The 15,736-nt window shown below is 43.6% G+C and carries 12 protein-coding genes; 5 read left to right on the top strand and 7 right to left on the bottom strand.

Annotated elements, in window-relative coordinates; genetic code table 11:
- Positions 1 to 14: 14 nt before the first annotated feature.
- The 5 genes from MJB10_RS04700 to MJB10_RS04680 form a co-directional block, all read right to left on the bottom strand.
- Entirely contained in the window at positions 15 to 2,231 is a 2,217-nt protein-coding gene (locus MJB10_RS04700) for an AraC family transcriptional regulator (RefSeq protein ID WP_314802186.1), read from the bottom strand.
- A 108-nt stretch (positions 2,232 to 2,339) separates the two neighbouring features.
- Complete coding sequence (locus MJB10_RS04695) at positions 2,340 to 3,959, bottom strand: extracellular solute-binding protein (protein ID WP_314802184.1); 1,620 nt, start codon at positions 3,957 to 3,959, stop codon at positions 2,340 to 2,342.
- A gap of 75 nt (positions 3,960 to 4,034) precedes the next feature.
- Positions 4,035 to 4,910 (bottom strand): carbohydrate ABC transporter permease, encoded by an 876-nt coding sequence (locus MJB10_RS04690; protein WP_314802182.1) that lies wholly within the window; start codon positions 4,908 to 4,910, stop codon positions 4,035 to 4,037.
- A 42-nt stretch (positions 4,911 to 4,952) separates the two neighbouring features.
- Entirely contained in the window at positions 4,953 to 5,915 is a 963-nt protein-coding gene (locus MJB10_RS04685; RefSeq protein WP_314802180.1) for an ABC transporter permease, read from the bottom strand.
- Between the two features lie 287 nt (positions 5,916 to 6,202).
- Positions 6,203 to 8,377 (bottom strand): alpha-amylase family protein, encoded by a 2,175-nt coding sequence (locus MJB10_RS04680; RefSeq protein ID WP_314802178.1) that lies wholly within the window; start codon positions 8,375 to 8,377, stop codon positions 6,203 to 6,205.
- A 107-nt stretch (positions 8,378 to 8,484) separates the two neighbouring features.
- On the opposite strand from MJB10_RS04680, the gene MJB10_RS04675 reads away from it, so the two are divergent.
- Positions 8,485 to 9,360, top strand: a complete 876-nt coding sequence (locus tag MJB10_RS04675) for a helix-turn-helix transcriptional regulator (RefSeq protein ID WP_314802176.1) — start codon at positions 8,485 to 8,487, stop codon at positions 9,358 to 9,360.
- Positions 9,361 to 9,476: 116 nt separating this feature from the next.
- Positions 9,477 to 10,004, top strand: coding sequence for a hypothetical protein (locus tag MJB10_RS04670; protein WP_314802174.1), 528 nt, complete (start codon positions 9,477 to 9,479; stop codon positions 10,002 to 10,004).
- Between the two features lies 1 nt (position 10,005).
- Here MJB10_RS04670 and MJB10_RS04665 read toward each other — a convergent pair whose 3' ends face one another.
- Both MJB10_RS04665 and MJB10_RS04660 read right to left on the bottom strand, forming a co-directional pair.
- Positions 10,006 to 11,061, bottom strand: a complete 1,056-nt coding sequence (locus tag MJB10_RS04665; protein ID WP_314802171.1) for a DUF402 domain-containing protein — start codon at positions 11,059 to 11,061, stop codon at positions 10,006 to 10,008.
- 246 nt (positions 11,062 to 11,307) lie between these two features.
- Positions 11,308 to 12,930 (bottom strand): copper amine oxidase N-terminal domain-containing protein, encoded by a 1,623-nt coding sequence (locus tag MJB10_RS04660; protein WP_314802170.1) that lies wholly within the window; start codon positions 12,928 to 12,930, stop codon positions 11,308 to 11,310.
- A 163-nt stretch (positions 12,931 to 13,093) separates the two neighbouring features.
- Between MJB10_RS04660 and MJB10_RS04655 the strand changes: the two genes are divergently transcribed.
- The 3 genes from MJB10_RS04655 (at position 13,094) to MJB10_RS04645 (ending at position 15,379) form a co-directional block, all read left to right on the top strand.
- A complete protein-coding gene (locus MJB10_RS04655; RefSeq protein ID WP_314802168.1) occupies positions 13,094 to 13,672 on the top strand; it encodes an RNA polymerase sigma factor in 579 nt (192 codons plus the stop codon).
- Positions 13,669 to 14,520 (top strand): anti-sigma factor, encoded by an 852-nt coding sequence (locus tag MJB10_RS04650; RefSeq protein ID WP_314802166.1) that lies wholly within the window; start codon positions 13,669 to 13,671, stop codon positions 14,518 to 14,520. The genes MJB10_RS04655 and MJB10_RS04650 overlap by 4 nt, the downstream gene beginning before the upstream one ends.
- A gap of 94 nt (positions 14,521 to 14,614) precedes the next feature.
- Positions 14,615 to 15,379 carry a stalk domain-containing protein gene (locus MJB10_RS04645; RefSeq protein WP_314802165.1) on the top strand — a complete coding sequence of 255 codons (765 nt, stop codon included), beginning with the start codon at positions 14,615 to 14,617 and terminating at the stop codon, positions 15,377 to 15,379.
- The last annotated feature ends 357 nt before the right edge of the window (positions 15,380 to 15,736 follow it).

Genomic DNA, 15,736 nt, shown 5'->3' with positions numbered 1-15,736 from the left:
TATCGAGACGCCCATCATTTAAATAGAAGCTGATACTTCTTCGGCGTTTCCCCATACTTTTCTTTGAAAATCCGAATAAAATGGTTTGTCGAACTGTAGCCCAGCTTACTGGCTATTTCATTCACCGATAGCTTCTTCTCCTTCAAGAGCTTCTCGGCTTCTATAAGCCTGCAGTCTGTCAAATATTCAGTAAAATTGATTCCCGTGTTCTTCTTGAATAATTTACCTAAATAATTGGCGCTAATATTCATTTCATCCGCAACGCGTTCCAAACTTATATCATCAAACAAATGCTCATGAATAAACGTTTTAATTTTAACCTCGATGTTACTATCAAAGCTCATCTTTCTGTCTTCAATTGAAGTGATCGCTTTCTTGATGAGATCCATCGTCCAGCTTGTAACCCCCTCAACATTCTCTAGTTCCTTGAATTTTTCTCTAATATCATAACCAAATAATTGATTCGAGCTGAAGCCCATGGAATCGACTACTTTGCGCACGGTTGTGATTACGTCAGCATACAGATTCTTGCAATACTCCACCGTATACAATCCATTCATCATGTCATCTTTTATCTTCTCGACAAGCTGCCGTGCCTTCTTCTCATCACAAATCCGAATACACACTTCCAACTCATCTAGAATAGTGACAGAACCACCCTCTCCCTGCCTAGATGCAATCGTTAGCTCTGAATAAGTAAGCACGGGGTGATACGGATATAGATAGACGTATTTAAGGGCTTCTACAGCCTCTTGATAAGAAGCGGAGATCGTTCGTTCCCCTATGGCATACATGCCTCCAATGGATAATACATAGCCGATTTTATAAATCAATTCAATCTGTTCCACCATCTCTTCAATCACATTGGATAACTGGGCCGACTCGTTCATGAATAGAACCCCTTGTATCTGTCTGCCATAATCTTTAATGGCCCAGACTTGATACGCCTCTGTCTTGCATGATTCCAGCAATCCAATCAGATGATAGGACGCTGCTTGCTCATTCTCGAAGGGAACGTTCTTTGGGATTTCAATAACAAAGCAGAAAAAGCGATTCCATTGTTTCTCCGCATGTACAAATTCATTCCTTAACGGTTCCATATGTGTCGATAATTCATCATGCAGCAAACTCATTATATAGTTATGCCTGATAACCGGCTTATTGATTTCTACTTTGTAGTTCAGGTCTGCAATTTGTGTGTAATAGTGGCCGATGACATTGCGAATCGGTTTATGCGCACGCTTTGTAAGGATATACGCAATCAGGATACTGACTAACAAGAACATGAGAACGAACGAGATCAGCCAATTCTTCAGATCGTTGGACTTTTTATAGAAAGAATCCTTGTTCACCAGCGAGATATAGTACCAATTATTAAACTCCGACTTCGTATAAGAAACCATCGTGGAATTGTCTGCAATCTTCTGGTTAAACATACCTTCTGAGGGTCCAGCCAGCACCTTGCTGATCCAACTTTCTCGATCTTCTCCTAGTTCTTTCACCTGATAGTTCAATTGATTATGTGCAATGACATTTCCATCGCTATCAATAATAAGCATAAGACCATCCGATGGCTTTCGTAACGCTTGCAACGATTTCATCAGCAAGCCTTCGTTAATATTAATGGCGATAATCGCCTTTCTTTTATCTGGTGTGGCAAAGTAGGGAATGCTTCTGACAAATGTAATAACTGGCTCAGAACCTTCGCCTTCCAACGGTCTTGGCGGGAGCCAGCTTACTTGCTCCTCTGAGTTCTTAAAGCGATCTAGCCACAACTGACGAGAACCGATTGTACAAGCATTTTCGCTCAGAAAACAAAATCGATTGTTATAAAATAGGACATTATTATTCTTATAGTACACATCAATGGAATGTACATAGGGTAAATTGCTTGTTAAGATCTGCAATTGATTAATGACACTCAGTATGGCTTTGGAGTCATTGCGAATTGAATCCGTCATCGGTTTGATTAGTGTTTCATCCGAGGTATTATCGACAAAGTTGCTTGGCACCATCCTCATACTATCCCTTAGAAATTTCTCATCAATCGCATTACGAAATTGCATGACCGTTTTCAAATTTAGGTTCTCTAGTTGTTCATTAAAGGCTTTGGTGAAATATTGATAATAGATAACAACTGGAATACAGGTGACAAGAATAACGATAATCACGTTAAACAGAAAGATTCTTAGGAAGAAATGGGTTTGCCGCTCCTGTATGTTTAGTCTCATGAAGAGACCCCCTGCCTGTATGATGATACCCTCAATTATATAATAGATGATTGCTAATCGGATAGAAGCAGGCTCATATAGAACCTGCTTCTTCTGACACCCTAAACTTTATTTACCAATATTTTTGTTGTATGCCGCATTTACATCCTTCTCAATTTCGTCGCCGCCATTGGCTTTAAACTTTTTAACGAAATCATCAAAACTATCTGGACTAGCTTCACCAAGAATAATTTTCAAATAGACTTCATCCGTTAGTTTCGTTAAATTGACGGCATATTTCGTAAATGAATCTACCGTTGGTGCTAAGAACGGCACATATCCGGTCGTTTTCACGCTATCACCGAATTGATAATTATACGCATCAATTTTTTTGTTCCAATCCGGAGATTCTATCATGTGGAAGACAGCAATCCCTTTTTTGGCGTTCTCAGCAGCTGTCTTATTATTCAGGTTAACGAATTTCCCGCCTTCTTCCTTCCATTCCTCACCTTCAACACCTCTAAATGTGTTTTTGAAGTAGGAATAGTCCGTAATAGAGGCTTCAGCCATTTTCAAAATAGTTTCTACTTTGCGCGGGTCCTTCGCCGCTTTCGTTGTAATCCCGATCGGCGTTGAATTCACGCCCCATTGAATCGTGCCTGATTTGCCGTTAGGTCCGACTGGCGGCTTCCCGAAAGCAATTTCACCATTAGGCTGCGATTTCTGGAAATTTTGAAATTGACCTCCCCCCTTATCCGTTGGAACGTCTGGGTTCAGCTTATCTCGCCAGTGGTAGAACATGCCTTTGCCTGTTAAGGCAATCCGATTGTTCAGCAAGGCATTAGAATCGGCCCAGTAGCCGCCCGTATTTTCAGAAGTAATAAATTCCGGATCGATTAATTCTGCTTTATACCATTTATTTAATAGCTTTAGTGCCTCTTTCATCTCAGGTTGAATCGCTGCAAACGTAATCTTGCCTTCCTTCTGAATATAATCCAGATTGACGATGCCTTTGCCTGCATTTTTGAAATCAGATATCCCCGGATAACCAAATGCACCTAGAATCGCTGGCAGCGCATAATCGGATAAACCGTACGTATCCTTCTTGCCGTTCTTATCCGGATCATTATTGCGAATTTTGGTTAGCGCGTCTTCAAATTCCTGCAAGGTTTCAGGCGTTTTGGTAATTCCTACATTCTTTAACCAATCCTGTCGCCAGATGAGTACTGTTGGATAGTCCCCATTAATATTGACGCTGGGCAGCCCATATATTTTGCCGTCCACTTTCACGGTGTTCCACAGGTTATATTTATCAATCAATTTCGCATAATTCGGAGCGTTTTTGCGAATGGTATCTTCCGATATGGGTGCTAATACACCATTGGCCACATATTTAGACACCGTATTAAAATCCGGCTTAATCAGCATAACATCCGGCATCTCGCCCGCAGCGAGCTTAACGTTCATCGTGTCTACCCATTTATTCGTATCAATAAACCAAACGTTAAATTTCGCATTGAACTTCTCCGACACATATTTCTCTATCTTGGTGTCTGGGTCCATTTGACCGAATGAATTATACGCTAACCAATCCAATTGTACGGGCCCTTGAGGCGTGGTACTTCCTGCTGGTGTAGCTGGTGCCGTTGTCAAGCTTGCTTCCTCGTTCTTCGAGCATGCTGCAAGCAATCCCGCAAGCATAGCACTGGATAGGATAATACTTGCCGCTTTAACGATTTTTCTGGACATTGTTGACCCTCCTAAATAATTTTATTGTATGTTAAACCCACCTATATGGGAAATAACCATGTTTTTTACTGCCCGCTACCCTTTAATGGAACCGATCAGCGTGCCCTTCACGAAATATTTTTGCAGGAAAGGATAGACGCAAATAATGGGGATAATGGAAACAACAAGCGTTGCTAGTTTCATAGATTGGGTATTCACTGCGCTTTGCGCCATCTCAGTACCGGCAGCAGCGATGTCACCATCGAGCACAATTTTGCGTAAAATCATCTGAAGAACTTGCTTCTTCTCCGATTGAATATAAAGCATGCTATCGAACCAAGCATTCCAATGATGCACGCCGGTATATAAGGCAACTGTTGCCAAGACGGGCATGGATAAGGGCAGTATAATTTTTCTTAAAATATAAATATCATTAGCGCCATCCATCTTGGCCGACTCCTCCAGTGCCACAGGAATCTCGTGGACGAAGTTCCTGACAATGAGTAACAGAAACGTGCTCACAGCCCCTGGCAAAATCAGCGACCACATGCTGTTCATTAGCCCCAAGCCCTTCACTAGCATATACAACGGTATTAGCCCGCCAGAGAAGAACATGGTAAGAACAATGAAGCCCGTCCAAAAGGTCCTATGTGGCAATGTTTTTTTGGATAACGGATAGGCTCCAAGAAAGGTTAAAGTAACGGTAAGTAGAATCGCCAGCCCGGTTCGCATGATGGTATTGCCATAGGAAATCCATATTAATTGGTTATGAAACACTTGTCTGTAGCCAGCGAAATCGAAAGAGGTAGGAATAAAGTGAAACCCGTAGCTATTCACGACATCTATTGGACTCATGGATAACGTTAGGATTTGAAAAAAAGGAAGAAGCGTACCTATGGATAGTACAGTTAATACGGAATAAACCACGCTTAGAAAGAGAATATCTGATTTGCTTTTTTTGTGTGCATACATAGCTTTGCTTTCACTCCATTCTTACATTCTCTTCATCCTCGCTTAGAAGATTGTTTCATCACTCCATCGTTTGGCGATGAAGTTTGCTATTAAAACGACAATAAGCGCAATCACATTCTTGAATAATCCAACCGCCGCTGCATAGCTGTAATTCATTTTTTGAATACCTTCCGTGTAGGTGTAGGTACCAATAACGTCTCCGACACTGCTTACCTTTGCATTCAGCATGTTATAGATTTGATCGAAATCATCATTAATGATCTGCCCCGAAGTCAGAATGAGCAGGATCACAATAACTGGGCCGATGGACGGTAAGGTGATATACCAAATTTTCTTCACCCTGCTGATCCCATCCACATCTGCGGCGTCGTACATCTCCTGATTAATCCCCGCCATTGCCGCCAAATAAATAATGGCGTTAAACCCAACCGTCTTCCAAATTTCCGTACTCACGAGAATGGAACGAAACCAATCGACGCTAGCCATAAAGAAAATCGGCTTGAAATCGAGCATCGTTAGAATAATGTTAATTGGGCCGCGGCTAGGGGACAAGAATTCAATAATGATGCCTGAAAGCACGATCCAGGAAAGAAAATAAGGAAGGTAGGTGATGGTTTGTACCGTTTTCTTAAACAAAGGTCTGCTTACTTCATTAATCATCAGCGCGAGCAGGATCGGTGCTGGAAATCCGAAAAGTAATTTATAGAAGTTGATGATCAAGGTATTCTTTAATACAGGCAGGAAGTATAGACCAGTATATAGTTCTTTGAAGTTATCCCATCCTACCCAGGCACTTCCCGATATGCCTTTCACTATTTTGTAGTCCTTAAAGGCAATGATGACACCGTAGATCGGTGCATAGTGAAAAATAATGTAATAAAGCAACACGGGTGAAAGCATAAGGAAGAAATATTTGTGATCCACGTATCTTTTTAAAAGATATCTTCTAGATATTTTCCCTTTCGTGCCCACGTCTTTTTTCGTACTAGCTGCTGTATAGGTCATTTTCACCCTCCCATCCTCTTCAACCATTTTCGCTTTGTTAGCGTTTTCTTTCTGGCTTGAACCCACTATAGATCTATGTAAGCACTTTCATCAATATTGAATTTCCGAAAATATCCCGATTTACGGCCATTTCACCCCAATTTTAAAAAATGGCGATTATCTGCACAATGCACGAAAATCGGCACACTAGGCAAGGACTAGTCGGAATCGCAAGGCTGCGTTTGATTAACCGTTCTTCGTTCGTGAATAAATAAAGCAGCCCATCCGAACGTTGGGCTGCTTGGACCTTATTTCTCATAGCGATAGATCGCGAATGTGAATGGATTAGGACGAGTAAAGGAATAGTTCCCATTTGGGCAAGGCTGGAGTTCAAACGATCGTTGTTCCGTATTGACCATAACAACATCCTTCTCATCCATTCGAACAATCTCGGTCAGCTTAAGAGAAGGAGCTGCAAGCCCTTCATGCATATTCGATTGACTGTCCTCCATCCCCCAAAGTTTTATTGAATAGAATTCATCATCATTTTGTTCTCTTACGATCAGCAAATATCCACTCTTATTGGTCGTTATACTCTGAAACCCTGTCCAGCTTGTTCCGCATGGCTCTTGACCCAATGGAAGAACATGACCTGCCAGTATGTTAGGATGATGCGGTTTAATCGCATGTATGACAGCAGACAAAACCTCTACCTGTTTGTCATCTAAGTTGGACAACTCCATCCACGCTAGCGGGTTCGTAAATGCAACCAGGGCAAAAGCATAGATTTGTCCACCAGCTGCTGGTGCAAAAGGGTCATCTCCATACAGATGTTGATTCCGATTTACATGTAAGAACTCCATTTGCAGCCTCGACGTAGGGAGGTACGGTGCAAGCATCCATAGATTTCGCAACGTCCAGTGCGGGTAGTAATTTCGCCAATCCGTGTAACGGTTTTCAAGAAAAATGCTGCCATATTGCGTTTGCCCGAAATACCCTAAACGTTTTTGTGCTGTTGCATCAAGATTGAAGTCAACGCGTCCACCTGTTGCTCGAACGACTTGACGCATGATATTCAGCAGACGCGTTTCTCCAATTTTGGAGCCAATCTCTATCCCATCTAGCTTGAAAGCACGAACGCCGTAATCCTCGTAAAGCTGGATTAAAGTTGCAATATCCTTTTCCCAGTTCGCATAATCATTGGATGAGTCAGGTGAATACCACAATCCCAGCATAATTTGAAGTTTCTTCGCAAGTTCAATGACCGGTGAGAGACCTTGCGGAAAACGTTCCGGATGCACATGCCAGAAATCACCCCTGCCACTCCAATAATGACTCCAAAGTCCTCCTACTGCGGAGGCATGGACTGAATTTAAGGTAACCCCTTTTTCCCAGCCATCGTCAATTTGTACGATCTGTACGCCAAGCTCGGCAGCCACTTCCAACTCATTCATGATAAATGCTTCATTGATAGCTCCATCCTTAGACCGATCGCCCCATGTATTGCTCATTATGAAGCTATCTCTCTCCGCCTTATATTCACGCAGGTTGCGGTGATAATCATGAAGCAGTTGATAGCTGCCGAATGGAGTGCCGTCATAAACGCCTATTGTTGCACCATATGAAGATATCTCCTCCTGATGAGCAAGATCTTCACCCCCTACTCCCGTTCCTTCTACGCTCAGCTTCAACCCACGGAATTGGAAATCAACCCCTTCTTCCTGCAGCGCGCCAAGTGGTGTCGGCCCCTCTTTGATAACCATTAATCCATAGGCACCGATTGTTTTCTTCAGTACAAGAACATTTCCTCGCATCCCGTGCAGTTCGTTGATATAGAGCAAGCCTGAATCATGGCCTACCAGGTTATTATTCGTATCTGTCCGATCTCGAAAAGCAACCGCTTCCCAGCGGCAATGAAGATCCTTCAGCTCCAGATGTTCATAGTAATCTTGCTTGGTTATACCTTGCCCTTTATTGTTATCATCCAACTGAAAAGTCGGTTCTGTCACAACGGAAGTCCGTTGACTATGGCAATGGATCAGAGCTAGAAAATCATGGGATTTATCACTCCCAGAACTCGTTATCTCTGGTTTCACCAAGGGAAACACAGCGAAGTCATGGCGTATGAATGACGAGTCCGGATATATCTTAACGATCATTCGAATAACTTTATCTACTGATTCAAAGTGCATATCCACGTTTGTTTGTAAATAAGGCCTTGAAATCCCAAAATCATGATCGATTACGGTAGAAACAACGATTGACGCAGGGTTTACTTCTTCTGCAAGCCATGGGAACTGAAACATGGCCTTTTTATCAATCGGCTTGAGCCATTCCTCTTTTCTCTGCTTATCTATGATGGATATACTCACTGGCCTTCCACTTTCAAACGTCCACTTCCTTTCAATAAAATCATTTCCAACTCGTAGAAAGTCACCTTCAACTTGGACGTAAGTTCCCTGCCAATATTTTGCTTGCGACATACGATTCCATACTCCTTTGTGGTAAAATATTTACATTATATGAATAGTATATTAGGGAAAATCCCCTTATTAAATAGTAAAAATTTGATTATAAGAGGTAATTTATTGTGAATACTTCCTATGGTTTTAGGTACACCACTCAATCATCTGAACACTTATATCAAATTATTTCCATCGGTCATAGCCTTGTACGTGACGAATCTTATGTTTGGAATGGGTTAAAGCGTTCTGGAGGAGGGTTGATTTTTCAGTATACCTTAAAAGGAACTGGGAAATTACGGATCGAAAAGGATACCTATGCGGTCCCACAGGGCCATGGTTTCCTGCTACATATTCCAGGAGATCACGAATATGCATTCGATGCTTCGGTTGCAAATGAATGGGAATTTTTGTGGATAAGAATCGATGGCATAGAGAACGATTGGCTAAGCAAAGAAGTCATTCGACAACGAGGAGCACTTCTTAAAATTGATCACGATTCAACACCGCTACAATTACTGTGGACATTATATGAGGATTCGGCCAATAACCAATTAGGAGATCGCTATGAGGTATCTCTCCGCATTTATGAATGGTTGCTTTCCCTTCAGCGCTATATACGCAGCGGAGGAACTTATTTGCGAAATGAGATACCCGACAGCTATAAGGAATTGGCGCAATTTATGGATCTCCACTACTCGGATGATCTCTCATTGGAACAATTGGCCGATCGATCGAATATGAACAAATTTCACCTTTGCAAAATGTTCCCCCGCTACTACCAAGTGACACCCATGGATTATCTAAGAAACAGAAGAATAGAAAAATCAACGGAATTACTTCGTAATCCTCATTTAAAAATAACGGAAATCGCTGCACGCTGTGGTTACTCGAATGTCAGTTACTTCGGTAAAGTTTTCCATAAAGTGGTTGGTGTTTCCCCATCGGCATTTCGCGAGGCACAAGTTGGTCAAGAAGAGGAGGTTATTCGAGTGTTGGAATAAGTTTGTGTTTTAATAACCACTCCTCTTTTTAACCCCGCTCAGCTCGTATCCCTCGCCGATTTCTCAGGTGGACATACACTATTGAGAAATGACCTATGGGGAGGTTCAAGGCTGTCATGAAATCAGACCGTCTTACAATTATGATTGAAAAAGGGAAAAAACGCATCATCACCAAAACACCGATTGCTGGCGTGGATCGCGTCGTTTTCGTGATCAATCATCAGTTCACGAATGCCCCGAATACAACGCAGCTCGCAAGCGGAGCAGGCGGCAGCAGTGCCGCAGGCAGCAACGCGGCGATCAAATCGCCGCACAGTCAGCAGCAGCAAAGCGTTGGAGCTGGGGGCAAAGCGAAGAACAAAATAGTGAAGAACGCTAAAGTCGGAGCATCTTACGGTGCATCGCTTTCCAAACTACGACGGCATGGCAAAGAAATCATCGTTGTCGTCAACGATCAAGTGGTGAAGCTGCCTAAGCATGCGAAGAATGCCTCCGCTACACAAGTCGCAAGCGGCGCAGGCAAATACAGTACGAGCGGAACGAATTCCGCCATCGAAAGCCCAGGGACGAAGCAGCAGCATGCGGTTGGCGGAGGGAAGGGGAACGCGGCGAATACGTTGGTGAAGAAGCGGAGGAAGAAGTGAGCTAGGGGGCTGGGTGGAGCGGGCGTTGCGGAAGTATAAGGAAAGGAATAAAGTGAATCCACTTCTCGATTGCTCCATCAAAAGGAAACTCTTTGCGGCTAACTCTTTGCTTTAAAGCGATTAACTCCTGCTCGGCTCGTTGGATTAGCTCCTCTGGATAGGCGAATTTGATTGCATTGCTCTGAAATTCCTCTTCATCCAAAACGGTCCAAACGCCATTTTTATGAAAGTAATCCAGATCCAAATCGACGAAAGAAACCGTGTTGCCCTTCATTTGCGCAGGCTGGTTAATGTTGCAGTAATACTGCACGATTTCACCTTCCACGACTTCCGCGCTAACTGTAAACCAGGACTCAAATGAGAAGAATTCGATCGTCCAATGGGGCATCGTAAACACGCGATCTTTCGTAAAATGATGCAACTGCCTCCCGCTTTCACTTAACACAAAAATATGCGAATCCGTCTTCTCCAAAATACTGGTGTTCCACGCGTAATGGGGAATATTCCCGTACTTTAACGCTTGAATCGTGATCTGATTAAAAGCCCTCAGTTCCTCCATAATCACATCTGGAAGCGGTTCTTTCATCATCCTTTGAATGATTCCATGATGGACGCCATATTCCTTCAAATAGGCAAGCAGTATTTCCGCTTTTTCCCTGCGATTCATGAGCGCATAAGCCACATACCAAACTTCCGGGCTGCCCACTTGGATGCCGTTCCAAACCGAATACGGCACGGAAGGCAAGTGGCAAAGCCCCTTATCCGAATAGACCGACAGACGCCCAATGATCTCAACTTGTGGTCCTTGAGGATGGGTCACGAGCAGCTTATACGCGGTTCCAAAAGGAAAATCCCCGCACGCTAATTGCTCGACCTCATAATGCTGTAACGCGTCCAATACGTCTTCTTGCGGCGTTTCTACCATGACGTCCCAGTCATTTACAGTTTCTATTAATCCGAGGCTAAGCAGCAGCCCGCTTCCCCCTAAGGTGTAGGGGATGCCGCACTCCGCCAATTTATCTGTAACACTAGCTAAATGAATCCTATCTGGCTGCATGTAAGATCCTTTCTATGCCCGATCGTTTATGGAGAAGTATACCTAAATATACGCAGTTTCGCCAACCGGCCACGCAAAAAACCAGCAAACACCCCGTTTGCTGGTTTCATCGTCAGTGTCTTTTTAGTCCCCTCTTCACTCTATATTTCGATAATAGCTGGAAATTAGTGCATAAGTGGGATGGGATTGTATTGGCCCAACAGATTACTGTAGTTTAAGATAATCGTCTACACTAGCAGTGTAAAATCAATGCATATGAGTTCCCATATCCATATCGATGCTCATCGTCATAGCTTTGTTTAAAGTAATGGACCAATCCGCTTCATTCCACGTAACATCCCAGCCCAGCAATTCCGTAATGAAACGCAGCGGAACTTGTGTACGGCCGTCTTTAAGAACGACGGGAGCTCCGATTTCTTTTTTCATACCGTTTACTTCCATTTCGTTTTTGCCGATCCAGAACGTTAATGTATCATTTCCAGCTTTCACCCATGCGGTTTGGGTAGCTTGATCCCACGTGACTTTCGCGCCGATGCCTTCTGCTAAGAAACGAAGAGGGACATATGTGCTGCCTTCCCACATGAAAGGAGCGGTATCCATCATCATGGATTTATCATCGATTGTGATGGTGCTGCTTCCGATTTTTAGCCAGATCTTCATCGTATTGGTCATGCTAGGTGCCTTAGGGTCATGGAATTTGTCTTGAAATTGAGCCACGATCCCAGTTGCTAAGTAATCACCGGTATGCGCCATATGAGCGTAAGCTTCACGTGTGCTGGCATAAGTTTGCTTGTAATTTTTACCTACGTAGCTGTCAAAAGCACTGATTAACTGTGCAACATGCGGCTTCAATGCTCCTGCAATATCGGCGGTTTTGAAGTTATTTGGATTAGCTAATTCTAAGAAAGCTCCGAAATCCGTTCCGTATTGATTGAGCTTATCTAGGGCCTCCTGCCGTTTGACTTCGTCTTTCGCAGCGGTTGCCTTCACGTAATCTACGAAGAAACTAATGTGTGTATTCCATAGTCCTTTAAAAGCTTTTCCTGCATCTGCGCCATACACAGAAATAATTGCAGCTGTTAGGTCATCGCTATTTGCTAGTAAAGCACCGGCCGCAGCATCAAAATCAGGGGCACCGTTAATCCCCTTTTGCATCGCTAGAACAGCTAGACCGCCATGCTCACTTAACAGTCCATCCAGTGCAGATCGCAGATCAACCGAAGCAACAGAAGCCCCTTGATTAGTGAATTTATCAGGATATTGCTTTACAATAGCATCAGCCAACACGTGGCCAAAATGTATCATGTGGGAATAGGCCTCACGTTCAGCCTTGTAAGCACCCGCATAATCTTTGTTAACGTAGTCATCAAAAGCCTCAATTAATTGACTAACGTGAGCTTTTAGTCCCTCAGCGACATCGGCAGCCTTCAGATTCGGATTGGCACTTTCCAGGAAAGCGCCAAAGTCAGGGCCGTATTTATCTAATTTATCTAGTGCAGATTTCCGTCCAGCGGTATCATTCTTGGCCGTTGCGGTTACATAGTCTACGAAGAATCCAATGTGTGTGCTCCAAAGTCCTTTGAAGGCCTTGGCTGCATCTGCGCCATAGACAGAACCAATCGCTGCGGACAAGTCGTCACCATTAGCAAGTAAAGCGGCAGCAACATCGTTGAAATCGGCAGCGCCGTCAATCCCTTTTTGCATAGCGATGACTGCAAGTTCAGCATGTTCACCTAGCAGGCTTTCTATTGTAATTCGCAGGTCAGAAGCTCCGCTTTTGATCGAATACGTATGTGCGCTTGCCATTGCCGGGAAAATAAGTGTCAATCCGAGTGCAGCTGTAGCTAATGTTTTGATCATAGGTTTCATGGGTATCGCGCTCCTCTATATGGTTTTTTGTGTGCTCTCGGTTAATAGAACGTGGTAGGCTGAGAATTGGATCACAAGGATCACAAATTTTTTTGCCTATCATCCAATACAAAAGATTTTGCGAAGTATATACTAGAAGGAGACTTTGGAGAGGAGATCCTTCATGAATGGTACGAACACGGACCAAGAGCTTATAACCCGAATCGTCAATAAAGATGCCGATGCGCTCACATTTTTATATGATAAGTATGAAAAGCCCATCTATGCGTTTGCTTATCGAATCGTTCATGATGCCATGTTAGCAGAAGAAGTTGTGCAGGAATTATTCCTGCGTATATGGAATGCAGCTGAACGTTTCGATTTCGAACATGGCAAACTAACGAGCTGGATGTTCACGTTGACACGTAATATTGCAATTGATATCCTACGTAAAAAGCAAAATCGAACATGGGGTCAAACCACCGAAAGTGAACAATTAAACCGTATGCCAGATAGCAGCAAAAGCACGGAAGAAGTTGTTTTAGAAGACTTGAGAGGTGAAGAGATTCGTAAAGCCTTACATGGGCTAAGCCCGGACCAGCAGCAAGTGGTTGAACTGATATATTACCAGGGCTACACCCAACAAGAAGTGTCTGATGGGCAGGCGATCCCGCTAGGTACGGTGAAAAGCAGGGTACGGCTCGCGTTGAAGCAATTAAGAGTACGCCTTGCGGGTGTGGGGAAGGAGGAAATTCAAGGATGAATAAGCCGACAACGAATGGCTGTGAGAATCTCGAAATGTATGCAGTTGGTGGATTAAATGCAGAAGAACGGACTGAATTCCAACGCCATCTTCAAGAATGCACGGTATGTGCTGCGGAACTAGTTGAGCTTATCGCGCTTGTTGATCTTCTTCCAATGGCTTCGGAGCCTGTATCCATACCGGAGGGGATGAAAGCTCGTGTATTGGCCCATGTTTTGGGCGATAAAACGGTTGAAACAGAAGCTACATCACGGGTTGAAGTGATTTCAAACCATTTGTACGAAGAGACGAAGGATCTAGCTCTGATACGAAGAGCAAAATTGACAGCCGATGAGTACGTGAATGGTCAAAAGCGGAGAAATACGAATAATCGTGGTGTCAAACCTTGGTTGTATGGCGGGCTGTCAGCATCTGTGCTGATCCTTGGTGTGTACAGCTTTATGTTGCAGCAGGATAATCGTGAGTTAAAGTCACAGCTAGCGTTGATTAATCGCCCCGCAGAAGCCGTTCAGGTGAATAATGTCGTGGCATTGAGCTCAACTGCCAAAGAAATTGTAGCGAAGGGGCTTGCAACGATTGTCATTGATGCCAAGGGTACGCATTTGCTTGTACAGGCGGAACAACTGCCAGAGCTCAAGAATAGCGAAGCCTACCAAGTATGGCTGATCAAAGGGAAAGAAACGCCGGTGAATGCAGGCACGTTTATGACACATAATGGTACAGGCGGTCTGTACTACACCTTTGACCCCAATAGTTACGATACCATCGCGATAACGCTGGAGCCCGATGCGCATGGTGATAAGCCTAGGGGTACACCAGTCCTAGCAGCAGCTTTACTGAAAAGCTAATGGCGTAAAGCAGTTATTTTAGGGGAAAGTCATCCAAATCCTCCTTTGTTCCGTTTCTCTTATGAGTAGCTGAGAACACAAAGGAGGATTTTTGATGAGAAAAAGTTGGATTATTCCTAGTTTATGTGCCCTTGTATGGATGGTTGGGATTGGTTCCGTTGCCGCGGAGGAGCATGATATGAGCATGAGTGGTGACATGAATATGTCAGCAGCGATACACCAGCAAGTCAAATCGGATATGAAGCTAGAGCTGAATGGAGAGCCGCTTCAACTAGACGAGTCGTACCTGATTGACAACTCTTTATTCGTGCCGTATCGGGCTTTTGCTGAAGGAATCGGAGCTGAAGTAAGCTATGAAGCCTCTACCCAAACGGTAACCGTGAAGAAAGAGGGCAATCTTGTTCAATTGACAATAGGCTCCTCAGAGGCGCTCGTGAATGGAAGTGGGCGCATGATGGTGGGTCCTGCCCAATTAATTAATAGCTCCACCTTCGTGCATTCCCGTTTTCTTGCCGAAGTATTTGGCATAGCTGTTCAGTATGACGAAGCGACACGTACCGTTAATTTGGTTAGTGACACTGAAATAAGTGCAATGCATCCAATAGCTAAAACCTACTATGTCGATATTGAAGGCTTCCAATTCAAAGGTGGAAATATCACCGTTGAAGCGGGCTCAACCATTGTGTTTACGAACAAGGATAAAGTTAAACATAATGCTGTTGCGGTGAACGGAAGCTTTAAGCTGCCGCTGCTTGGGACAGGTGAATCAGGTGGTATAACACTGACTGAACCAGGGGAGTATGCGTACTTTTGTGAGCCACATAAGAATGCTATGCAGGGGGTTATTACCGTGAAATAGGTTTACGCAGAAAGGCATGGCATGATTAAGGGTGTCCGTTTTTGAAAGAGCCTGTGTGGTTTAAAATACTAATGGTACGAAGTACGACTAGGTTGCCTTTTAATGTGATCTAGCCAATTTGTGAAGTAAGCGTTTAAGCACTGATTTACTTGACAAAACTTTTTTTGTCAAGCTACTTCCTATTGAACGTAACACATCAATCCACTATAGTTTGGTTACTTACGGAAGGAAACCACAATTGGAGAATATCCCGTAATATCTCCTTTCTTTGTATGAGGTATTCGGTCTCTGCCTTATTCATAATTTCAGCTGTAAGTTGGCTAGGCATTGGTTGAAAAGGTACATAAAAAAACCAAC

The sequence above is a fragment of the Paenibacillus sp. MBLB1832 genome (assembly GCF_032271945.1).
Classification (GTDB): Bacteria; Bacillota; Bacilli; order Paenibacillales; family NBRC-103111; genus Paenibacillus_E; species Paenibacillus_E roseopurpureus.
Note: the sequence above shows the minus strand (reverse complement) of the source record. Positions and strands in the feature narration are given on the sequence as shown.